This is a genomic window from Micromonospora sicca (assembly GCF_003172935.1).
GTDB lineage: Bacteria > Actinomycetota > Actinomycetes > Mycobacteriales > Micromonosporaceae > Micromonospora > Micromonospora sicca.
The window spans coordinates 1-23,612 of the sequence record NZ_QGKS01000452.1 but is presented as its reverse complement, the minus strand read 5'-3'; the positions used below and the strand labels follow the sequence as shown (position 1 = coordinate 23,612).

The following is a 23,612-nucleotide window of genomic DNA, read 5'->3' as shown; positions in this document are numbered from 1 at the left end:
CGGTCAGCGCAGATAGCTGGCGTAGACGTGTCCGGCGACCGAGTCACCGGCCGCCACGCCGTTGTCCCCGTCCCACTGGTAGTGCACGCCGAGGTAGACCCGGCTGCGGGCGTTCTCCACTGCCGCGGCGGTGAAGGTGCTGAAGGTGCGGGTGACGCCGACCGCGTGCGGATCCTCCGTGGTCGCGGTGTAGGTGACGTTGTCCGTGCCGAAGTAGCGCCGCATGACGCCGGCCCAGGCCCCGCCGAAGGTGGCGTGACCGGAGACGTACGCCGGGAAGTTCGGCGAGAAGGGCACTCCGGCGTTGTTGGAGAGCGGCTGCCAACTAGCGTCCGCCGCTGTCTCCGCGTTGTTGTCGGTGCCGGCCTCCCGGATCGCGCTGACCGGCCGCCACAGGTCGATGGCGGTCTGGTACTTCGCGTCCCAGGCGGTGATCGCCGCGTCCGCCATCGCCATGCCGACCAGAGCGAAGAGCTTCGCGTTCGCCGCCTGGCTCAGCCCGCGCTGCTTGGCGACGGTCTGGGTCAGTTTGAACAGCTGGCCCGGCGGCTTGTACGTGCCGTCCAGGTCGTTCGCCCAGAAGTAGGCGATCTGGGTCTGCGTCGCCGTCCGGGTGGTCGAGTTGGACGCGCCCAGCGACTTGACCTCGTTGACCTGCACGGCGTAATCGTGGCTGGCCAGCAGGCTCGCCGGGGTGCTGTTCCCACCAGGAGGGGCGGGACGGAACTGCGCTCCGGAGGTGAGCGCGAACGGCTTCACCAGACCCCAGTTCGGCGAGGCGGCCGGGGCGCCGTCGGTCGGCCGCCACTGGCCGGGCTCGGTGCTCGGGGTGTAGGGGGTGTTGTTCGTCGATCCGTCGTTCGCCCGGTTCAGCCGCAGGTTGTCGACCACCGACTCGGCGATGCTGGTGCTGAAGCCGCCCGGTCCGGGCTCGTAGTTCGGCGCGTCCAGCCGCGCCTTCTGGAAGTCCGCGGAGAAATCGATGTTCGGGAAGAGTTGCAGCTGCAACAGGTTGTAGGCGGCGACGTCGAGGTTGGCCTTCAAATCGAAGGTCGCTCCCGGCTCCCGGTACACCGCGTCGGTGAGGTAGGGCGCCCCGATGTTGTTGATCGCGGTGTGCGTGTCGTAGAGGGCGATGTGCAGCATCGCGCCGGCCCGGGACAGGACGGTGGGCGGCCCACCCGTCTGCCGGTACGCCTTCAGCAGCACGTCGTTCCAGTAGAGGATGTGGTCGAAGCTGGTGGCGATCGCCGACGCCGGGGTCGGCGTGACGATCACCGGGACGGTCACCGAGAGTGCCGCGACCGCGGCGACTTCCCATCTCCGAATTCTGGACAGCGTTCTCAACCCGGCCCTCCCGCGTAGATCCCTCGTCCCCGGGTCCGCCGCGCTGGCGGGCCGGAGTGCGTCCACTGTCGCGGCGGCCGGTGGCCGCCGGGAGGGCGAAGTGGCCAGCCTGGCCGCAAGCTGCAGACGCAAGCTGCACTTGTCGGTCAGACCAGGCCGTTGCGGGCGGCGGCGATGCCGAGGGTCAGTCGGTTGGTGGCACCCAACCGCTCCTCCAACGACTCCATGTGCCGCCGGACCCAGCGGGTGCTTCGCCCGAGGCTGCGGGCGATCGCCTCGTCCTTCAGTCCGGCGGCGGCGAGCCGGAGTACCCGGAGCTGATCGCTGCTCGGGCCGCCCGGGGGCACGGACGCCGGTGGCTCCAGCGGTACCGCCCGCCGCCAGAGCAGCTCGAAGTAGTCGACCAGGGCCTCGACCACCGCCGGGGTCCGGACCAGCAACGCCTCCCCGGCCGTCGACCCGAGACCGACCAGGGCAACCCCGTCGACCACCGTCAGTTGGACCGGCAGTCGCGGCAGCAACCGGCAGGTCCCCGGGCGGTGCGGGACCGCCGTCCGCGCCAGGGTCTCGGGCGTGCAGATCACCCGGACCCGCGCGGCGCCGCCCCGCACCTGGGCGGGCCAGCCGGGCGGGCCGTCGGCGAGCTGCTGCCCGCGGACGTGCCGGCAGTCGTGCCGGGTCCCACTCACCAGCTCGTGCAGGCGGCCGACGATCTCGTCGCCGCCGCGCAGCAGTTCCACCTCGCCGATGCCCGGCGTCCACCCCGGCCGGGGCAGGTCACGTTCCAGCCGGTCCAGCTCGGCGTACCGGTCGGCCAGCTCCCGGTTCGCCTCGGCCAGCTCCCGCTGCCGGGCGAGCAGCAGGCGCCGGAGGGCGGCGGCCGGTGGCACGGCGCGCAGGCGCCCCGTCGGGGTCCGGAACACCAGCGCGTGCCGCAGCAGCTCCGCCAGGGCCGGTGTCTCGCACGCCTCGGGTGGGCCGCTCGGCGGGCTGGTCTCCGCCACCAGGAGCTCGTACAGTCGTCCGGCATCGTCGGAGAGCAGCCCAGCAAACACCCTCGTCCCCCGTCCCCCGTGGCCGCCGGGTAGCGGCAGGTGCCGCCGCGCCGGTGCCGGATCGGGTCGGCGAACGCCCCGTCGCCTGCACAAACGCCACCGTCACGAACAGCATTCAGATCGTCACAGCGGGGTTCGGTCGCTGTCAATATCTCGCCGGCCGGTTCCGCCGCCCGGCCATCCGGATGGGCGGAACGGGCGAGGGGCCCGCCGGAAGCCGAAGCTCCGACGGGCCCCTCATCGGTCGTCGCGCGGGATCAGTTCGTGGCCGGGGTGACGTGCACCGTGGCGTACGAGTTGTCCTTCGCGGTCTTCAGAATGGTGATCGTGACGCCGTAGGCCGCATTGGCGTCACCCGGGTTGCCCGAACCCAGCACGGTGAACCCGAGGTCGGTGCCGTAGAGGCCGGTCGCCGGGGTGCCGTCCGGGTTGGTGATCCGGGTGGTGTACGGCACGCCGTCCCGCGACGGGATGACCACCGAGGCGTCGCTGTCCCGGGCGAAGAGCCGCCCGCTGCGAACCTCGAGCCCCGGGTACCAGCCCTTCGCGTCGCTGAATCCGGCCACCGGCGCCTGAGCGCCGAAGCTGGTGCAGTACTCGCTGTACGGCTCGGCCGTCGCCTCGAGGCACTCCTGGAAGGGGTACGTCGAGGTGAGCGAGAAGGCCGCGTTCGAGGACTGCGGACGGCTGGGCAGGTTGTCGAGCGTCGACTCGTCCTTGACGGCCGCCTCACCCGCCCGGCGCAGCGGCCGGTTGTGCGAGTCGACGATCAGCAGGCCGCCCTTGGCGCCGTAGCTCGGCAGGGCGGTGAGCTGCGCGCTCACGTGGTTGACGTTGCCGAGCGCGGTGTCCCGGTACCAGACCAGCATGCCCGGGGCGTTGTACGAGATCCGGTCGACCTTCCAGGCCTCGTGCGAGTAGACGGTGTCGTAGGCGTACTTCAGGCCCTTGTCGAAGCCGTCGAAGTTGCGCCACTCGGCCAGGTAGTAGTGCGCCTTGACCTGGGTGCCCGAGTCGACGTGCCAACCCGCGCCGCTGGTGCCGGCCCAGCTGCCACCGGTCTGGGTCCAACCGTTCGCGCCGCCCTCGACGTCGTCGCTCCAGGTGGTGGCGCCGCCGCCGGTGACCGAGAAGTCATCGGCGAACCAGCCCCGCTCCAGGAACCCGGCGTCGGTGGCCTGCCGCAGCCGCAGCTGCACGGTCTTGCCGGCGTACGCCGACAGGTCGACGTAGTCGTGACGCCAGCCGTGGCTGTCACCGGTCAGGCCGTACTTCTTGCCGCCGTAGTCGCCCATCCGGCCGTTCGGGTCGGCGTAGCCGTCGTCGGTGGAGACCAGGTTGCCGGCGGCGTCGTAGATCTTCTGCTCGGACCAGGTGGTCCCGCCGTCGGTCGAGACCTCGACGAAGCCGTAGTCCCAGTCCTGCTCGATGACGTAGTTGTTCCACATCCAGAACTTCGCGTCGGCCGCCGCCGGCACGCTGACCTGGCGGGTCAGCTTCACGTCGGCCCAGTCCTGGTCGGCGCCGCCGTACCACATGTTGGCGCCGCTGTGCGGGGTGGCCAGGGTGATCACCTTGTTCGGCAGGTTGACCTTGATGCCGTCCTTGGTGCCGACCGGGGTGTTCGAGGTCTGGCCGAGCTGCACGTCACGCGGGACGGAACCCGGCGTGACGGTCAGCGGGTCGGCCCAGCCGAGCACCACTTGTCCCACAGGCCCATGTGGGTGGGCAGCGCCTGGAAGATCTCACCGGTGTGCGAGCCGGACGCCATCAGGTCCCAGAAGTCGACGTCCGAGTCGGAGCCGGGGGTGCCGGAGGTGTCGTAGAGGTCCGGCAGGCCGAGGTCGTGGCCGAACTCGTGGGCGAAGACGCCGACCCCGGCGTCCTCCGGCTGCACGATGTAGTTCGAGACCTTCAGCTGCGTGCCCGGGATGCTGTAGCCGCCGGCCACCGCCGACGAGTGCGCCCAGACCGCGTAGACGCCCTGGTCGCCGCCGCCGCGGGACTTGCCCATGCCGGCGTGCACCAGCACCAGGTGGTCGATCACGCCGTCCGGCTCGTTGACGTTGCCGTCGCCGTCGACGTCGCCCTGGTCCTCGATGTCGTAGTCGGCCCACGGGAAGCTCGGGTCCATCTTGGCCAGCGCGTCGACCGCGTCGGTGGCCAGCCGGCCCGCGCCGAGCGGGTTGTCCGGGTGGCCGTTCATCGACTGCATCGCCCCGGCGACCCACTCGCCCTTGTCGTTCTTGAAGCAGCGGGACGCGGCGTACCAGGCCTCCGAGTGCGGCACGGTGATCCACGGGCTGGCCTGCCCGTCGACCGTGTACGCGCCCTTGGACATCTCCAGGTACATGTTGTGCATGGTCCGGCCGGCGAGGCTGACCCCCGGCTGGCCGTCCGGCCCCGTCAGATCCTTGCGGACCCGCTCGGTGATGCCCTCCTTGGTGTAGAGCATCTTGTCGAAGTGCTCGGGCGAGAAGTCCGGCACCCACATGGAGTTGTTGTCCTCGTGCGGCAGGGTGGCCGGGTCCGGGATGCCGTTGTGCTTCGGTCCGTTCTGCACGGTGCCGAGGACGCAGCTCCGGTCCTCGAAGACCGTCTTGGGGACCATCACGTCGGTGAAGTCGTCGTTCGCCTGGTCGTTGAACTCCACCAGCAGGGTCAGCAACTTGGCGGTCTGGGTGCCGTTGGCTCCCTTGATCTGACGCGGGTTCTGCCCGGTCTTGATCGCCTTGGCCTCGAGCTTCGCCAGCTCCCGCGCCGCCACCGGGTTGCCCCCGGCGTACTTGCGGTCGTACGCCTTCGCCTTGTCGAGGGCCGGGGCGTAGACACCGCCCGCCCCCTTGACCTCCTTGCCGCTGGTGTCCGGCTGCACTGCGGGCTCGGCGTAGTTGATGTAGTAGTCGTCCGCTCCGACCGTGGCGCGGACGGGACCGGACTCCTGGGCGGCCGCGCTGCCCGTCACGGTCAGTGACGCGGCGGCGAGGGCGATGGCGGGTAGCGCGACGAGTAGGCGCCGGCGCGACCCAGATTGCGGTGATGTGTTCATGCCGCTCCGTTTCTCGGGCATGGGGAGGGAGAGAACCGATCGGTGCACGTCGCAGAGGCGTACGTCGAAACCGAGCCGGTGCGGGTCAACCTAAATGAGAGCGGAGCCGTCCGACAGGGGGCAGCCAGCGCCTCTGGCCGTTCAGCCCGTACCTGCTCCACCGACCGACCGACGTGTGACAGCCGAGCGCCGTCACGCGCAGGTGCTGTTACGTGCGGTCGGCCGCGACGGCTCGGCCGGACGCCGACTATCCGACGGCGGAGCGCAAAGTGATCCGATGCAGACCGAAAGTTATAGCGACGTTGACAAATGAAAGATGCATCGGTGAGGATTGATCGACCATCGCAGCGGGCCACGGGGGTTCTGCCGCGCGATAGCTCCCGCCGTCCTCGGCCCGGTGTCGAGGGCGCGGCTCCCCGTGGCCCAATATCGGGGAGGCCATGTGGTCGCAACACCTGCCGATGTCACACCCCTACTACTGATCCTGGCGTTCGCCGCCTTCGTCCTGGTGGGCGCGCGCCGACGCTCGACCTGGCCGGTCCGGCTCGCCCTGGCCGCGGGTGCGGGTCTCTGGATCGCCCTCGCCGGCGGCGCCATGTGGATGGTCAGCCAGGCCACCGCGGCGTCGCTGCCACCGCCCGCCGGAACACCGGGGAATCCCTGCGTCAGCGGAGCGCCGACGAAGACCTTCGACGTCTCGCTGATCAACCTGCCGATCTTCCTCAACCGGTTCGGGGACGTCGTCCCCGAGGGCCGGATGTACATCCTCGACTCGAACATCGCCACGGTCCGGCAGAACTTCGCCAGTGCCGCCGACCCGTCCAAGGCGAACGTCAGCGACCTGATCGAGCCGCTCACCGTCCGGGTCAACAAGGGCGACTGCGTGACGGTCAACTTCACCAACCGGCTGAACGAGGAGGCCCCAACCCTGGACCGTACGGTGCGGGACGCGGCGATCTACCCGCTGCCCGGGGAGATCAAGAAGGCGCCGGGGTCGTCGACCCTCGACCCGCGGGAGTTCGCGCCGGCGCTCTCCGCCCCGAAGATCGACTTCGATCCGACCACGGCGCCGAACGCCTCCATGCACTTCGACGGCCTCGACTACGACGTCCAGACCGCCGACGGCACGGCCGTCGGCAGGAACCCGGACTCGACCGCGGCGCCCGGAGCGACGATCACCTACAAGCTGCACGCCCAGGCCGAGGGGGAGTACCAGTTCAAGGACGGGGCGGACTTCACCTCGCAGCAGACCCGGCCGACGGACGCCAACGGGAACGTCCGGTTCATCGGCTCGCACTCATTCGGCGCGTTCGGCGCCATCGTGGTGGAGCCGAGCGACGCCACCTGGGTCGACTCGCGCACCGGCGAGTCGATCCCGTCCGGCACCCGGGCCATCATCAAGCGACCAAACAACAAGGACTTCCGCGAGCACGTGCTGTTCATGCACGACGAGGTGGAGGCCGAGCCAGGGATCCTGACCCGGTACTGCCGGGGTGGCTCCGAGGACAAGACCGGCTCCGAGTGCATCGCGCCGACCTCGGCCCAGACGGCGACACTGACCAAGGACACCTTGCCCGGGCTCGGTGGCGGGGACGCGGACGCCATCGTCCAGTACCACGAGCAGGTGCCGGTCAAGCTCGAATGGTTCGCGTTCAACTATCGGGCCGAACCCACCTTCAACCGGGAGGAGATCGGCTGCCCCGCGGCCACGGTGGCGGGCCAGCGCTATCAGGCGAACGAGTGCGTCGGCGAGGAGACCTCGCTTTCGTCCTGGATCTACGGCGACCCGGGCGGCGGTGACCTGGTCTTCCCCAACTACCGGGGCGAGCCGGCCCAGGTCCGGCTGCTGCACCCCGCCGAGTTCGAGACGCACACCTTCCACTGGCACGTCAACCGCTGGGCGTACGACCCGCAGGACGAGGGCGGGCTCGACGCCATCAGCAGCCCCAACCACGTCACCCGGAAGACCAACATCCTGGACGTCCAGTCGGTCTCCCCGGGTACCAGCTACGACCTGGTGGTCCAGGGTGGCGCCGGCTCGTCCCACAAGGACAAGATGGCCACCTTCGGTGACATCATCTTCCACTGCCACCTCTATCCGCACTTCGCCAGCGGCATGTGGGGGTTGAACCGCACCCTGGACAAGCTCGAGGACGGCAGCCGGAAGAACCCGGACGGCAGCCCCATCCCTGAGCTGGAGCCGCTCGCCGACTTCGACTACCAGCCGGCGACGGACGGGGTGAACCCACCGCCGAGCCCGGTCGCGACGACCACGCCCGGCTTCCCGCACTTCGTGCCGGGCGTCTTCGGGTACAAGGCGCCGAAGCCCCCGCTCGGGGTCGCGGACCGGTCCGCGACCCCGAGCGGGGGCTTCGGCGCCTTGTACCCGAAGACGCCCGGCACGAAGTGCGGGAAGCCGGGCGTGGTCGTCGCGACCGGGCTCGGCGGTGGGTTCACCCCGTCCGTCGCCGGCTGGTAGTCGAAGTCGGCGAGCGGCTCCAGCTCAGGGATGGGGCTGCCGTCCGGGTTCTTCCGGCTGCCGTCCTCGAGCTTGTCCAGGGTGCGGTTCAACCCCCACATGCCGCTGGCGAAGTGCGGATAGAGGTGGCAGTGGAAGATGATGTCACCGAAGGTGGCCATCTTGTCCTTGTGGGACGAGCCGGCGCCACCCTGGACCACCAGGTCGTAGCTGGTACCCGGGGAGACCGACTGGACGTCCAGGATGTTGGTCTTCCGGGTGACGTGGTTGGGGCTGCTGATGGCGTCGAGCCCGCCCTCGTCCTGCGGGTCGTACGCCCAGCGGTTGACGTGCCAGTGGAAGGTGTGCGTCTCGAACTCGGCGGGGTGCAGCAGCCGGACCTGGGCCGGCTCGCCCCGGTAGTTGGGGAAGACCAGGTCACCGCCGCCCGGGTCGCCGTAGATCCAGGACGAAAGCGAGGTCTCCTCGCCGACGCACTCGTTCGCCTGATAGCGCTGGCCCGCCACCGTGGCCGCGGGGCAGCCGATCTCCTCCCGGTTGAAGGTGGGTTCGGCCCGATAGTTGAACGCGAACCATTCGAGCTTGACCGGCACCTGCTCGTGGTACTGGACGATGGCGTCCGCGTCCCCGCCACCGAGCCCGGGCAAGGTGTCCTTGGTCAGTGTCGCCGTCTGGGCCGAGGTCGGCGCGATGCACTCGGAGCCGGTCTTGTCCTCGGAGCCACCCCGGCAGTACCGGGTCAGGATCCCTGGCTCGGCCTCCACCTCGTCGTGCATGAACAGCACGTGCTCGCGGAAGTCCTTGTTGTTTGGTCGCTTGATGATGGCCCGGGTGCCGGACGGGATCGACTCGCCGGTGCGCGAGTCGACCCAGGTGGCGTCGCTCGGCTCCACCACGATGGCGCCGAACGCGCCGAATGAGTGCGAGCCGATGAACCGGACGTTCCCGTTGGCGTCCGTCGGCCGGGTCTGCTGCGAGGTGAAGTCCGCCCCGTCCTTGAACTGGTACTCCCCCTCGGCCTGGGCGTGCAGCTTGTAGGTGATCGTCGCTCCGGGCGCCGCGGTCGAGTCCGGGTTCCTGCCGACGGCCGTGCCGTCGGCGGTCTGGACGTCGTAGTCGAGGCCGTCGAAGTGCATGGAGGCGTTCGGCGCCGTGGTCGGATCGAAGTCGATCTTCGGGGCGGAGAGCGCCGGCGCGAACTCCCGCGGGTCGAGGGTCGACGACCCCGGCGCCTTCTTGATCTCCCCGGGCAGCGGGTAGATCGCCGCGTCCCGCACCGTACGGTCCAGGGTTGGGGCCTCCTCGTTCAGCCGGTTGGTGAAGTTGACCGTCACGCAGTCGCCCTTGTTGACCCGGACGGTGAGCGGCTCGATCAGGTCGCTGACGTTCGCCTTGGACGGGTCGGCGGCACTGGCGAAGTTCTGCCGGACCGTGGCGATGTTCGAGTCGAGGATGTACATCCGGCCCTCGGGGACGACGTCCCCGAACCGGTTGAGGAAGATCGGCAGGTTGATCAGCGAGACGTCGAAGGTCTTCGTCGGCGCTCCGCTGACGCAGGGATTCCCCGGTGTTCCGGCGGGCGGTGGCAGCGACGCCGCGGTGGCCTGGCTGACCATCCACATGGCGCCGCCGGCGAGGGCGATCCAGAGACCCGCACCCGCGGCCAGGGCGAGCCGGACCGGCCAGGTCGAGCGTCGGCGCGCGCCCACCAGGACGAAGGCGGCGAACGCCAGGATCAGTAGTAGGGGTGTGACATCGGCAGGTGTTGCGACCACATGGCCTCCCCGATATTGGGCCACGGGGAGCCGCGCCCTCGACACCGGGCCGAGGACGGCGGGAGCTATCGCGCGGCAGAACCCCCGTGGCCCGCTGCGATGGTCGATCAATCCTCACCGATGCATCTTTCATTTGTCAACGTCGCTATAACTTTCGGTCTGCATCGGATCACTTTGCGCTCCGCCGTCGGATAGTCGGCGTCCGGCCGAGCCGTCGCGGCCGACCGCACGTAACAGCACCTGCGCGTGACGGCGCTCGGCTGTCACACGTCGGTCGGTCGGTGGAGCAGGTACGGGCTGAACGGCCAGAGGCGCTGGCTGCCCCCTGTCGGACGGCTCCGCTCTCATTTAGGTTGACCCGCACCGGCTCGGTTTCGACGTACGCCTCTGCGACGTGCACCGATCGGTTCTCTCCCTCCCCATGCCCGAGAAACGGAGCGGCATGAACACATCACCGCAATCTGGGTCGCGCCGGCGCCTACTCGTCGCGCTACCCGCCATCGCCCTCGCCGCCGCGTCACTGACCGTGACGGGCAGCGCGGCCGCCCAGGAGTCCGGTCCCGTCCGCGCCACGGTCGGAGCGGACGACTACTACATCAACTACGCCGAGCCCGCAGTGCAGCCGGACACCAGCGGCAAGGAGGTCAAGGGGGCGGGCGGTGTCTACGCCCCGGCCCTCGACAAGGCGAAGGCGTACGACCGCAAGTACGCCGGGGGCAACCCGGTGGCGGCGCGGGAGCTGGCGAAGCTCGAGGCCAAGGCGATCAAGACCGGGCAGAACCCGCGTCAGATCAAGGGAGCCAACGGCACCCAGACCGCCAAGTTGCTGACCCTGCTGGTGGAGTTCAACGACCAGGCGAACGACGACTTCACCGACGTGATGGTCCCCAAGACGGTCTTCGAGGACCGGAGCTGCGTCCTCGGCACCGTGCAGAACGGACCGAAGCACAACGGCATCCCGGACCCGGCCACCCTGCCGCACGAGGACAACAACTCCATGTGGGTGCCGGACTTCTCGCCCGAGCACTTCGACAAGATGCTCTACACCAAGGAGGGCATCACCGAGCGGGTCCGCAAGGATCTGACGGGGCCGGACGGCCAGCCGGGGGTCAGCCTCGCCGGCCGGACCATGCACAACATGTACCTGGAGATGTCCAAGGGCGCGTACACGGTCGACGGGCAGGCCAGCCCGTGGATCACCGTGCCGCACTCGGAGGCCTGGTACGCCGCGTCCCGCTGCTTCAAGAACGACAAGGGCGAGTGGGTCGCCGGGGCGATGCAGTCGATGAACGGCCACCCGGACAACCCGCTCGGCGCGGGCCGGCTGGCCACCGACGCGGTCGACGCGCTGGCCAAGATGGACCCGAGCTTCCCGTGGGCCGACTACGACATCGAGGACCAGGGCGACGTCGACGGCGACGGCAACGTCAACGAGCCGGACGGCGTGATCGACCACCTGGTGCTGGTGCACGCCGGCATGGGCAAGTCCCGCGGCGGCGGCGACCAGGGCGTCTACGCGGTCTGGGCGCACTCGTCGGCGGTGGCCGGCGGCTACAGCATCCCGGGCACGCAGCTGAAGGTCTCGAACTACATCGTGCAGCCGGAGGACGCCGGGGTCGGCGTCTTCGCCCACGAGTTCGGCCACGACCTCGGCCTGCCGGACCTCTACGACACCTCCGGCACCCCCGGCTCCGACTCGGACGTCGACTTCTGGGACCTGATGGCGTCCGGCTCGCACACCGGTGAGATCTTCCAGGCGCTGCCCACCCACATGGGCCTGTGGGACAAGTGGTGCTCGGCTGGGCCGACCCGCTGACCGTCACGCCGGGTTCCGTCCCGCGTGACGTGCAGCTCGGCCAGACCTCGAACACCCCGGTCGGCACCAAGGACGGCATCAAGGTCAACCTGCCGAACAAGGTGATCACCCTGGCCACCCCGCACAGCGGCGCCAACATGTGGTACGGCGGCGCCGACCAGGACTGGGCCGACGTGAAGCTGACCCGCCAGGTCAGCGTGCCGGCGGCGGCCGACGCGAAGTTCTGGATGTGGAACAACTACGTCATCGAGCAGGACTGGGACTACGGCTTCGTCGAGGTCTCGACCGACGGCGGGACCACCTGGTCCGAGCAGAAGATCTACGACGCCGCCGGCAACCTGGTCTCCACCGACGACGGCTACGCCGACCCGAACGGCCGGATGGGCGACTACGGCGGCAAGAAGTACGGCCTGACCGGTGACAGCCACGGCTGGCGTCACGACTACGTCGACCTGTCGGCGTACGCCGGCAAGACCGTGCAGCTGCGGCTGCGGCAGGCCACCGACGCCGGGTTCCTGGAGCGGGGCTGGTTCGCCGATGACTTCTCGGTCACCGGCGGCGGCGCCACCACCTGGAGCGACGACGTCGAGGGCGGCGCGAACGGTTGGACCCAGACCGGTGGCAGCTGGGCCGGCACCAGCGGCGCGGGTTGGCACGTCGACTCGGGCACCCAGGTCAAGGCGCACTACTACCTGGCCGAGTGGCGCAACTTCGACGGCTTCGACAAGGGCCTGAAGTACGCCTACGACACCGTCTACTCGCACGAGGCCTGGAAGGTCGACCGGATCTCGTACAACGCCCCGGGCATGCTGGTCTGGTACCGGGACACCGCGCTCGGCAACGTCAACCACGTGAGCGCGCAGCTCACCGCCCTGCCGAGCTACGGCGCCAAGGGCGGCCTGCTGATCGTCGACTCGCACAACCGGCCGCTGCGCCGGGCGGGTGAGGCGGCCGTCAAGGACGAGTCGACGCTCGACAACCTGCCCAGCCGTCCGCAGTCCTCGAACGCGGCCTTCTCGCTCACCTCGACGTACCCCTTCCAGGAGTGCCTCGAGGCGACGGCCGAGCCGTACAGCGAGTACTGCACCAGCTTCGGCGCTCAGGCGCCGGTGGCCGGATTCAGCGACGCGAAGGGCTGGTACCCGGGGCTCGAGGTTCGCAGCGGGCGGCTCTTCGCCCGGGACAGCGACGCCTCGGTGGTCATCCCGTCGCGGGACGGCGTGCCGTACACCACCCGGATCACCAACCCGGACGGCACCCCGGCGACCGGCCTCTACGGCACCGACCTCGGGTTCACCGTGCTGGGTTCGGGCAACCCGGGTGACGCCAATGCGGCCTACGGCGTCACGATCACCATTCTGAAGACCGCGAAGGACAACTCGTACGCCACGGTGCACGTCACCCCGGCCACGAACTGATCCCGCGCGACGACCGATGAGGGGCCCGTCGGAGCTTCGGCTTCCGGCGGGCCCCTCGCCCGTTCCGCCCATCCGGATGGCCGGGCGGCGGAACCGGCCGGCGAGATATTGACAGCGACCGAACCCCGCTGTGACGATCTGAATGCTGTTCGTGACGGTGGCGTTTGTGCAGGCGACGGGGCGTTCGCCGACCCGATCCGGCACCGGCGCGGCGGCACCTGCCGCTACCCGGCGGCCACGGGGGACGGGGGACGAGGGTGTTTGCTGGGCTGCTCTCCGACGATGCCGGACGACTGTACGAGCTCCTGGTGGCGGAGACCAGCCCGCCGAGCGGCCCACCCGAGGCGTGCGAGACACCGGCCCTGGCGGAGCTGCTGCGGCACGCGCTGGTGTTCCGGACCCCGACGGGGCGCCTGCGCGCCGTGCCACCGGCCGCCGCCCTCCGGCGCCTGCTGCTCGCCCGGCAGCGGGAGCTGGCCGAGGCGAACCGGGAGCTGGCCGACCGGTACGCCGAGCTGGACCGGCTGGAACGTGACCTGCCCCGGCCGGGGTGGACGCCGGGCATCGGCGAGGTGGAACTGCTGCGCGGCGGCGACGAGATCGTCGGCCGCCTGCACGAGCTGGTGAGTGGGACCCGGCACGACTGCCGGCACGTCCGCGGGCAGCAGCTCGCCGACGGCCCGCCCGGCTGGCCCGCCCAGGTGCGGGGCGGCGCCGCGCGGGTCCGGGTGATCTGCACGCCCGAGACCCTGGCGCGGACGGCGGTCCCGCACCGCCCGGGGACCTGCCGGTTGCTGCCGCGACTGCCGGTCCAACTGACGGTGGTCGACGGGGTTGCCCTGGTCGGTCTCGGGTCGACGGCCGGGGAGGCGTTGCTGGTCCGGACCCCGGCGGTGGTCGAGGCCCTGGTCGACTACTTCGAGCTGCTCTGGCGGCGGGCGGTACCGCTGGAGCCACCGGCGTCCGTGCCCCCGGGCGGCCCGAGCAGCGATCAGCTCCGGGTACTCCGGCTCGCCGCCGCCGGACTGAAGGACGAGGCGATCGCCCGCAGCCTCGGGCGAAGCACCCGCTGGGTCCGGCGGCACATGGAGTCGTTGGAGGAGCGGTTGGGTGCCACCAACCGACTGACCCTCGGCATCGCCGCCGCCCGCAACGGCCTGGTCTGACCGACAAGTGCAGCTTGCGTCTGCAGCTTGCGGCCAGGCTGGCCACTTCGCCCTCCCGGCGGCCACCGGCCGCCGCGACAGTGGACGCACTCCGGCCCGCCAGCGCGGCGGACCCGGGGACGAGGGATCTACGCGGGAGGGCCGGGTTGAGAACGCTGTCCAGAATTCGGAGATGGGAAGTCGCCGCGGTCGCGGCACTCTCGGTGACCGTCCCGGTGATCGTCACGCCGACCCCGGCGTCGGCGATCGCCACCAGCTTCGACCACATCCTCTACTGGAACGACGTGCTGCTGAAGGCGTACCGGCAGACGGGTGGGCCGCCCACCGTCCTGTCCCGGGCCGGCGCGATGCTGCACATCGCCCTCTACGACACGCACACCGCGATCAACAACATCGGGGCGCCCTACCTCACCGACGCGGTGTACCGGGAGCCGGGAGCGACCTTCGATTTGAAGGCCAACCTCGACGTCGCCGCCTACAACCTGTTGCAGCTGCAACTCTTCCCGAACATCGATTTCTCCGCGGACTTCCAGAAGGCGCGGCTGGACGCGCCGAACTACGAGCCCGGACCGGGCGGCTTCAGCACCAGCATCGCCGAGTCGGTGGTCGACAACCTGCGGCTGAACCGGGCGAACGACGGATCGACGAACAACACCCCCTACACCCCGAGCACCGAGCCCGGCCAGTGGCGGCCGACCGACGGCGCCCCGGCCGCCTCGCCGAACTGGGGTCTGGTGAAGCCGTTCGCGCTCACCTCCGGAGCGCAGTTCCGTCCCGCCCCTCCTGGTGGGAACAGCACCCCGGCGAGCCTGCTGGCCAGCCACGATTACGCCGTGCAGGTCAACGAGGTCAAGTCGCTGGGCGCGTCCAACTCGACCACCCGGACGGCGACGCAGACCCAGATCGCCTACTTCTGGGCGAACGACCTGGACGGCACGTACAAGCCGCCGGGCCAGCTGTTCAAACTGACCCAGACCGTCGCCAAGCAGCGCGGGCTGAGCCAGGCGGCGAACGCGAAGCTCTTCGCTCTGGTCGGCATGGCGATGGCGGACGCGGCGATCACCGCCTGGGACGCGAAGTACCAGACCGCCATCGACCTGTGGCGGCCGGTCAGCGCGATCCGGGAGGCCGGCACCGACAACAACGCGGAGACAGCGGCGGACGCTAGTTGGCAGCCGCTCTCCAACAACGCCGGAGTGCCCTTCTCGCCGAACTTCCCGGCGTACGTCTCCGGTCACGCCACCTTCGGCGGGGCCTGGGCCGGCGTCATGCGGCGCTACTTCGGCACGGACAACGTCACCTACACCGCGACCACGGAGGATCCGCACGCGGTCGGCGTCACCCGCACCTTCAGCACCTTCACCGCCGCGGCAGTGGAGAACGCCCGCAGCCGGGTCTACCTCGGCGTGCACTACCAGTGGGACGGGGACAACGGCGTGGCGGCCGGTGACTCGGTCGCCGGACACGTCTACGCCAGCTATCTGCGCTGACCGGCACACGGCGGGGCCCGGCTGGAGCACACTGCTCCGGGCGGGCCCCGTCTCTTCTTACGCCGCCCGACGTCGAGTCAACTTTGGTGTGACACATTTCGACCCCCCAGCGCTCCGCTACGGGGCCTCATAATTCCGATCACGCTACGTGATCGTGGCCAAAACGTAATGTGAGCCGTCGCCAAATCCGTCCGCCTTTTGGTCCGGATTCGCCCGCAAAAGGTGCGCACCCCTTTGAGTAATTGCCCCGTGACAACGATGCAAACCCGTGTCATTGTGAGTGACGCATGACATGACAGTGATGGCCTTGGCTGCCTCTGTCATGTAACAGATCCACAAAGGAGGAGGACCTTTGAGGAGACTAGTCACAGCGGGCCTGGCTTCGGCTGCGGCCGCGCTGCTGGCAGCCGGTGTCGTCACGGCACCGGCGTCCGCCGTCCCGGCGGCGGAAGGCACCCCCGGCGTCGACCAGGCCAAGCAGCGCCCGGACAACCTCCCCAATCCCATCGCGGATCAGCAGCGGGAGGTTCGGAAGCAGGCCATCGCCGACCTGCTCCAGGGCAAGGCCAAGCTTCAGACGCGCAACGGCTCGAAGGTCATCCAGGTCAAGGACGACCTGTTCGTCGAGTACCAGCAGGCCCCGAAGGTGGACCCCATCTTCACCATGCTGGTCAACTTCGGCGACCAGGTCCACCCGACGACCGGCGGGACACCCGGCCCGGTGGTCAACCAGATCCCCGAGCCGGACCGCAACTGGGACGGCAATGCCACCGACGACAACAGCACCATGTGGCGCCCGGACTTCCACCGGGAGCACTACATGGACCTGTTCTACGGCGAGGGCGAGTCGTTCCGGGACTTCTATCTGAAGCAGTCGGGCGGACGGTACACCGTTGGCGGCGACGTCAGCGACTGGGTCACCGTGCCGTACAACGAGGCCCGGTACGGCAGCAACAAGATCTCCGACGCCGCCGGTACCTGGCCCTTCATCAAGGACAGCGCCACGTCCTGGTACGAGGCCCAGGTCAAGGCCGGCAAGACGCCGGCGCAGATCAAGGACTACCTCAAGCAGTTCGACATCTGGGACCGGTACGACTTCGACGAGGACGGCAACTTCAACGAGCCCGACGGCTACATCGACCACTTCCAGGCGGTGCACGCCGGTGAGGGCGAGGAGGCCGGCGGCGGCACCCAGGGCGAGGACGCCATCTGGTCGCACCGCTGGTACGCCTACTTCACCGACAAGGGCAAGACCGGCCCGGCCAGCAACCTCAAGGGTGGTGTGCAGATCGGCGACACCGGCCTCTGGATCGGTGACTACACCACCGAGCCGGAGAACGGTGGGCTGGGCGTCTTCGCCCACGAGTACGGTCACGACCTCGGTCTGCCGGACCTGTACGACACCGCGGGTGGCGACAACGGCGTCGGCTTCTGGAGCCTGATGTCCTCGGGTTCGTGGCTGGGCCACGGCACCGACGACATCGGTTCGACCCCGGGCTACATGGACCCGTGGTCGAAGCTCTTCCTGGGCTGGCTGAACCACACGGTCGTCGACGAGAACAGCGGCGCCACCCAGGTGACGCTCGGCCCGGCCGGCGACAGCGACGGGCCGAAGGCCCAGGCGGTCGTGGTCAACCTGCCCACTCAGACGCAGACGACGAACTACAACACCCCGTTCGCCGGCTCGTACGAGTGGTGGGGCGGCAGCGCGGACGACCTGGAGAGCAGGCTGACCCGCACCCTGGACCTGACCGGCGCGACGACCGCGTCGATCACCTCCAAGCTGCAGTACGACATCGAAGAGGACTACGACTACCTCTTCGCCGAGGTGTCCACCGACGGTGGCGCCAGCTGGAAGGAGCTCACCAACTCCTTGCACGACACCCTCGAGGACGGCAGCATCCAGGCCGGCATCGACGGCTCCAGCAACGGTGCCTGGGTCGACTCGACCTACGACCTGTCCGCGTACGCCGGGCAGACCGTCAAGTTCCGTTACCGCTACGCCACCGACGGCGGCGTGCACTACGCCGGCGCGTTCCTGGACAACATCTCGCTGACCAAGGACGGCGCCGTCGCGTGGACCGACGACGCGGAGACCCTCGCCTCGGAGTGGACCGTGAAGGGTTGGAACCGGATCACCGGCTCGGTGACCGGCATCTACCCCCGCTTCTACATCGCCGAGAACCGGACCTTCTTCGGGTACGACGACACCCTGCGGACCGGTCCGTACAACTACGGGTTCCTCAACAGCCGCCCGAACTGGGTGGAGCACCTCTCGAACCAGCCCGGCATGCTGGTCTGGTACGTCAACTACGCGTACGGCGACAACAACACGTCGGCGCACCCGGGCTACGGCCTCAACCTCCCGGTTGACGTCCGTCCGGACAAGATCAACGTCGGCGGCCAGGGCACCATCACCAACCGGCGCAACGGCTACGACGCGGCGTTCAGCCTGTACGCCAAGCCGGCCCAGACCTTCCACCTGAACGGCGTGGCGGTCACGGTCCCGGCGCTCGACCCGCAGCCGATCTTCAGTGACAAGGGCATCGGCAAGTACTGGAACTCGGGCAACCCGTGGAACTCGGTGAAGGTGGCCGGCAGCGGCACCACCATCGAGATCCTGAAGCAGGGCACCACCCCGACCAGCGACATGGTCGTCAAGGTCACCAACTGATCGGGTAGCAAGTCCGGAGGGGCCGGTGGCGGCGACGCCATCGGCCCCTTCCGCGTATCCACCGGCGTGAGGGTGTGACGGGCCGAAGCATTCCCAACAAAAAGTTGCTACAAATCGACGAACTTGTCTTCCCACCCATCACGGGAATGTCTATCTTCACCATTGGTCCCACTCGTGGGACCAATTCACCGGCCCGTACCCCCGTTGGGCCGGTTCCCTCACACCGGAGGTACCACGTGCGCAAAGTCGCAGTGGGTCTGCTCGGGCTATCGCTGACGGCGACGGGACTGGTGGTTGGCACGACCGCCAGCGCGGCGCCCACGCCCAAGTTGCCGGCGGCCGCTCCGTCGGTCGGCGAGCCCGCCCAGGTCGACCACGATCTGCCCAACCCGCTCGAGGAGAAGCGGCGGGCGCTGCGCCAGGAGGGTCTCAGCGAGGTCCTCTCCGGCAAGGCCAAGGCACAGAAGATCAACGGCAGCACGGTAGTCAAGGTCGGCCGGAGCGCGGCCGGCGCGGCCGGCGCGGTCGGCGCCGACGCGCGCGCCGCTCGCGCCGGCAACGGCCAGAAGGACCAGTACGTCGAGCTGCAGCGCGAGAAGTCGGACCGGATCTTCGTGATCCTGGCCGAGTTCGGCACCGAGCGGCACCCGTCCTACCCGGACAAGGACATCGACCCGGACACCCCCGGGCCGACCCGGTTCGACGGTCCGCTGCACAACCAGATCCCGGCCCCCAACCGGGCCGTGGACAACTCCACCGTCTGGCAGTCGAACTACGGCGCGGAGCACTTCCGCCAGTTGTACTTCGGCAACAAGCCGGGCGACGAGTCGCTGAAGCAGTACTACGAGGCCCAGTCCTCCGGCCGGTACCCGGTCGACGGCGAGGTCACCGACTGGGTCAGGGTCAGGTACAACGAGGCCCGCTACGGCCGGTCGAACGACCCGGTTCCGGACCCGGACCCGAACGACCCGCCGAACCCGGACGACGACCCGGCGGTCTGCCAGGACACCACCTGCCCGAACACCTGGGCGCTGGTGCGGGACGCCGCCAACCAGTGGGTCGCCGACCAGGAGGCCAAGGGCCGCACCGACGCCGAGATCGCGGCCGACGTGAAGTCCTTCGACCAGTGGGACCGGTACGACGTCGACGGCGACGGCAACTTCAACGAGCCGGACGGCTACATCGACCACTTCCAGATCGTCCACTCAGGCGGCGACCAGGCCGACGGTGACCCGCTGCAGGGTGAGGACGCCATCTGGAGCCACCGCTGGTACGCATACGGCACGGACATCGGCGAGACCGGTCCGGCCAACGCGCCCCTCGGCGGCACCGAGATCGGCGACACCGGCATCTGGATCGGCGACTACACGGTGCAGCCGGAGAACGGCGGCCGGAGCGTCTTCTACCACGAGTACGGCCACGACCTGGGCCTGCCGGACGACTACAACACCGGCGCCGCCGGCGACAACAGCCAGGAGCACTGGACCCTGATGGCCCAGAGCCGGGTCAGCGCCAAGAACGACGCCGGCATCGGCGAGCGTGGCGCGGACCTGGGCGCCTGGAACAAGCTGCAGCTCGGCTGGCTGGACTACGAGACCGTGGTCCCGGCCAAGCAGGACCCGCAGACAATCGACCTGGGCCCGGAGGAGTACAACTCCAAGAAGCCCCAGGCCGCGGTGGTGGTGCTCCCGAAGCGGACCTACACCTTCAACAACGGCAAGCCGGCCGAGGGCGCCAGGCAGTACTTCTCCGGCAACGACGACAACCTCAACACCACGATGACCCGGACGTTCGACCTCACCGGGAAGTCCAGCGCGTCGCTGTCGATGAAGGCCCGCTACAACATCGAGAACAACTACGACTACATGTACTTCGAGGCCTCGCTGGACGGCGGCAAGAGCTGGTCGGCCCTGCCGTTCAAGATCAACGGCACGCCGACCACCAGCAACGGCCGCAACGCCCTCACCGGTGACAGCGACACCAACGGTGACGACGAGCCGGACTGGGTCGACCTCACCGTCCCGATGGACGTGGCCGCGGGCAAGGTCGTGCAGTTCCGCTACCACTACATCACCGACGGCGGCGTGTCGGCCGGCGGGTTCTACGGTGACGCGATCACCGTGACCGCCGACGGGCAGACCGTCCTCTCCGACGGCGCCGAGGCCGGCGCGGGCGACTGGGCCCTCAACGGCTTCAGCATCGTCGAGGAGACCTACACCCGCGACTTCGCCAACTACTACATCGCGGGCAACCGGTCGTACGTCTCGTACGACCAGTACCTGAAGACCGGTCCGTACTACTTCGGCTACGCCAACACCCGACCGGACTACGTCGACCACTACGCGTACCAGACGGGTCTGCTGATCACGTACTGGAACCTCCGGTACGCGGACAACAACACCATGCCGTACGACAAGAAGCTCAACCCCGGCGGTCACCCGGGTGAGGGTCGCAACCTGAACATCGACTCCCGCCCGAAGCCGCTGTACAACCTGACCGGCAACCCCTGGCGGGCCCGCGTGCAGATCTACGACGCGCCGTTCAGCCTCAAGAAGGCCGACTCGTTCACCCTCCACGTGAACAGCGAGCCGCAGCACATCCGCGGCCAGGCCGCTGCCCCGCTGTTCGACGACAGCAAGCAGTACTGGTACCCGGAGCTGCCGAACCACGGCGTGAAGGTCCCGGTCAACGGGGTCAAGATCCAGGTTCTCAAGCAGAACGGCACCTCGATGCGGATCCGCATCTCCTGATCGAGGTTCCACCAGCACCACACGATGCCCGGGCGGGTCACCGCCCGGGCATCGCCCGTTCCGATGCGGATCGTCACCGCCTGACGCCACCGCCGGCCCGTAACGGGTGCCCGGCCGCTGACCGACGGGTCGGGCCGGCCCCGCGATGCCGGGACCCTAGGCTGTGGCACATGACCGAGCAGCGTGGCGGACCCGTCGACGAGTCCTGCGTCCTGCCCGAGGGGCCGTGGACGCACCGGTTCGTCGGCGCCAACGGCAGCCGCTTCCACGTCGTCGAGGCCGGCACCGGCCCGATGGTGCTCTTCCTGCACGGCTTCCCCGAGTACTGGCTGGCCTGGCGGGACCTGCTGCCCGCCGTGGCCGACGCGGGGTTCCGGGCGGTCGCGGTCGACCTGCGCGGTTACGGTGCGAGCGACAAGCCACCCCGGGGGTACGACGGGTACACCCTCGCCGCCGACGTGGCCGGGCTGATCCGGGCGCTGGGCGAGCGGTCGGCCACCCTGGTCGGCGCCGGGGCCGGTGGCCTGATCGGCTGGACGGCCGCCTCGTTCCACCCCACCCTGATCCGACGGCTGGTGGTGCTCGCCGCCCCGCACCCGCTCCGGTTGCGCGCCGCGATCTTCGCCGACCCGCGCGGCCAGTTCGCCGCCGCCACCCCGGCGCTGAAATTCCAGCTCCCCCGCTACGAACACGTGCTCACCCGGGACGACGCCGCCGAGGTCGAGACGATACTGCGCCGCTGGGGCGGGCCACAGTGGGTGGCCGGCCCGGACTTCGAGGCGTACGCCCGCTGCTGCCGCGAGGCGATGCAGATCCCGCAGGCCGCCTTCTGCGCGCTGGAGGGCTACCGCTGGGCGTTCCGGTCGGTGCTCCGGCTGCACGGCTACCGGTTCGTCCGGCTGATGCAGAAGCCGCTGGTCACGCCGACCCTGCAACTGCACGGCGCGCTCGACACCGCCTCCCTGCCGCGCACCGCGCAGGGCTCCGGCCGGTACGTCACCGCCCCGTACGAGTGGCGGCTGCTCGACGGGGTCGGCCACTTCCCGCACATGGAGGCGAAGGACCTGGTGCTCGGCGAGATCCTGCGCTGGACGAAGTCCTGACTCAAACCCGCTGCTCGCGCAGGTCGGTCACCTCGTTCGCCGGCGCCCAGCCCTGGTAGACGCCGAAGTCGAAGGCCTCCAGCCCCATCGCCTCAGCCACCGGCCAGCGTCCGCCGGTGTACTCCACCCGCAGCCAGCCGTCGTGCTGGGCCAGCACGATGAACGGCTGCCCCTGCCAGGTGCAGGTGGTCCGCACGTACGCCAGGTCGTCGACCTCGGCGGCCGGCACCACCCGGCGGTACCGGCCGGGGCGTACCTCCTCGAAGCCCTCACCCGGTTCCGGCTGGTAGAGCCGGACGTCGTCGCCGTCCGGGCTGGCCTGGTACTCGCGGCCCTGCCAGCGGGCCACGTAGCCGTCGCGGCTCACGGCTCGCCGACCCGCCGCCACAGCAGCGCGTCGGCGTCCAGGGTGGCGACCATCCGCTCGGTGCCGTTCACGGCGATCCGCCAGAGCTGCGCGCCGTGCGGCAGGCGCGCGCTGTCCACCTTGAACTCCGCGACCACGTCGCTGCTCTCCCCCGGGGCGAACCCGTTGCCCCGGAACGGCGCACGTTCGATCACCCAGCCCTCCATCGCCCGCATCGCGGGCTCGTTCTGGCCGCCGTACGGGATGCGGTAGAGGCTCGGCCGGTACGCCGGCCAGCGGAGCACGTAGATCTCCTCGGCGTCCCGGGAGAACGGCGAGCCCGGGTGGCCGAGACCGAGCGCGTCGTACAGCTGCGCCGGGGTGGTCAGGTGGGCCAGCTCGTTGGCCCGGTGCACGAAGCCGGAGACCCGGTCGTAGCCCCGCTCCAGGTAGTAGGCGAGCTGACTCGCGGCGACCGCCTTCTGCATGGTCACCGGGCGGGTGGGGTCGTGCGCCACCGGGGCGTACCGGGTCGGGGTGACCGGCGCCGGCTCGACGGCGGCCTGCTCCGGCTCGCTGTCCGGGTCGTCGCCGAGCCCCACCTCGGCGGCCCAGTTGGCCAGCCCGAGGACCTGCTCGCCCGGGTACTTCGCCCCGACCGGGGTCCCGGGGTTGACCGCGAACGACCAGCTCTCGTCGGGCCACCTGCGGATGAGCTGGACGAACTTGACCCGTACCGTCTCGACCGGCCCGTCGGCACGGTCCACCAGCCGCTCCGGCGAGGTGTAGACCACCACGTACGTCTCGCCGTCCAGCTCCTCGGTCCGCCAGACGAAGCCCGGGTCCCCCGGCCGGCTGCCCGGTGCCGAGTCCGGCGCGGCGGGCAGCAGCACCCGGGCCAGCAGCAGGGTGGAGAGGAACGTGTCCGTGCTGCCGCTGCCGGCGGCCGCGAGCAGGTCCTCCTCGACGACGTTCGCCGGCACGAAATCGACCGGCGCCGGCTCCTCGGGGCGGGGCGTGCCGGCCGCGCGACCGGCCCCGGTCGCCGACTCGGCCGGTGCCCTGCTGGGGGCGGCGGGCGGCGTGCTCGACCCCGCCGGCGGGGTGCCGGGCCCGGGCAGCGGCCCGGTGGGCTCGGCCGGGG

Annotated in this window: 14 protein-coding genes; 7 read left to right on the top strand and 7 right to left on the bottom strand. The window is 69.8% G+C overall.

Translation table 11 applies throughout. From position 1 onward, the window contains the following. Positions 1-3 precede the first annotated feature (3 nt). From DKT69_RS33770 to DKT69_RS41545, 5 genes are all read right to left on the bottom strand, one after another. Positions 4-1,290 (bottom strand): vanadium-dependent haloperoxidase, encoded by a 1,287-nt coding sequence (locus DKT69_RS33770; RefSeq protein WP_201749995.1) that lies wholly within the window; start codon positions 1,288-1,290, stop codon positions 4-6. A 203-nt stretch (positions 1,291-1,493) separates the two neighbouring features. Further along, positions 1,494-2,351 (bottom strand): helix-turn-helix transcriptional regulator, encoded by an 858-nt coding sequence (locus DKT69_RS33765; RefSeq protein ID WP_161558002.1) that lies wholly within the window; start codon positions 2,349-2,351, stop codon positions 1,494-1,496. A 308-nt stretch (positions 2,352-2,659) separates the two neighbouring features. Further along, complete coding sequence (locus DKT69_RS40745) at positions 2,660-4,114, bottom strand: immune inhibitor A domain-containing protein (protein ID WP_255420253.1); 1,455 nt, start codon at positions 4,112-4,114, stop codon at positions 2,660-2,662. After that, the gene (locus DKT69_RS40750) at positions 4,078-5,451 is read right to left on the bottom strand and encodes an immune inhibitor A domain-containing protein (protein WP_255420254.1); all 1,374 of its coding nucleotides are present in this window, start codon (positions 5,449-5,451) and stop codon (positions 4,078-4,080) included. The genes DKT69_RS40745 and DKT69_RS40750 overlap by 37 nt, the downstream gene beginning before the upstream one ends. A 2,217-nt stretch (positions 5,452-7,668) precedes the next feature. Continuing rightward, positions 7,669-9,705 carry a hypothetical protein gene (locus tag DKT69_RS41545; RefSeq protein ID WP_146231280.1) on the bottom strand — a complete coding sequence of 679 codons (2,037 nt, stop codon included), beginning with the start codon at positions 9,703-9,705 and terminating at the stop codon, positions 7,669-7,671. A 442-nt stretch (positions 9,706-10,147) separates the two neighbouring features. Here DKT69_RS41545 and DKT69_RS40760 point away from each other — a divergent pair, with 442 nt between their 5' ends. The 7 genes from DKT69_RS40760 to DKT69_RS33715 all read left to right on the top strand — a co-directional run bounded on the left by DKT69_RS40760 (position 10,148) and on the right by DKT69_RS33715 (position 22,122). Then, positions 10,148-11,521 carry an immune inhibitor A domain-containing protein gene (locus DKT69_RS40760; protein WP_255420254.1) on the top strand — a complete coding sequence of 458 codons (1,374 nt, stop codon included), beginning with the start codon at positions 10,148-10,150 and terminating at the stop codon, positions 11,519-11,521. Then, a complete protein-coding gene (locus tag DKT69_RS40765) occupies positions 11,485-12,939 on the top strand; it encodes an immune inhibitor A domain-containing protein (RefSeq protein ID WP_255420253.1) in 1,455 nt (484 codons plus the stop codon). The genes DKT69_RS40760 and DKT69_RS40765 overlap by 37 nt, the downstream gene beginning before the upstream one ends. 308 nt (positions 12,940-13,247) lie before the next feature. Then, positions 13,248-14,105 carry a helix-turn-helix transcriptional regulator gene (locus tag DKT69_RS33735; RefSeq protein ID WP_161558002.1) on the top strand — a complete coding sequence of 286 codons (858 nt, stop codon included), beginning with the start codon at positions 13,248-13,250 and terminating at the stop codon, positions 14,103-14,105. 203 nt (positions 14,106-14,308) lie between these two features. Next, on the top strand, positions 14,309-15,595 hold the full coding sequence (locus tag DKT69_RS33730; protein WP_201749995.1) for a vanadium-dependent haloperoxidase: 1,287 nt from the start codon (positions 14,309-14,311) through the stop codon (positions 15,593-15,595). Between the two features lie 352 nt (positions 15,596-15,947). Continuing rightward, a complete protein-coding gene (locus DKT69_RS33725) occupies positions 15,948-18,269 on the top strand; it encodes an immune inhibitor A domain-containing protein (RefSeq protein WP_201749994.1) in 2,322 nt (773 codons plus the stop codon). 251 nt (positions 18,270-18,520) lie between these two features. Further along, entirely contained in the window at positions 18,521-21,019 is a 2,499-nt protein-coding gene (locus tag DKT69_RS33720; protein WP_109805455.1) for an immune inhibitor A domain-containing protein, read from the top strand. 170 nt (positions 21,020-21,189) lie between these two features. Further along, positions 21,190-22,122, top strand: a complete 933-nt coding sequence (locus DKT69_RS33715; protein ID WP_109805454.1) for an alpha/beta fold hydrolase — start codon at positions 21,190-21,192, stop codon at positions 22,120-22,122. A 1-nt stretch (position 22,123) separates the two neighbouring features. On the opposite strand, the gene DKT69_RS33710 is transcribed toward DKT69_RS33715, so the two are convergent. Further along, positions 22,124-22,489, bottom strand: a complete 366-nt coding sequence (locus DKT69_RS33710; RefSeq protein WP_109805460.1) for a UCP033725 family protein — start codon at positions 22,487-22,489, stop codon at positions 22,124-22,126. Then, the coding region (locus DKT69_RS33705; RefSeq protein ID WP_146231278.1) for an SseB family protein at positions 22,486-23,612 on the bottom strand (1,127 nt) is incomplete at its 5' end. The genes DKT69_RS33710 and DKT69_RS33705, both read right to left, overlap by 4 nt.

Excerpts from the sequence above, each read along its gene's own strand:
- DKT69_RS33715 (WP_109805454.1), top strand. The coding sequence starts at position 21,190 with ATGACCGAGCAGCGTGGCGGACCCGTCGACGAGTCCTGCGTCCTGCCC.
- DKT69_RS40760 (WP_255420254.1), top strand. The coding sequence starts at position 10,148 with ATGAACACATCACCGCAATCTGGGTCGCGCCGGCGCCTACTCGTCGCG.
- DKT69_RS40750 (WP_255420254.1), bottom strand. The coding sequence starts at position 5,451 with ATGAACACATCACCGCAATCTGGGTCGCGCCGGCGCCTACTCGTCGCG.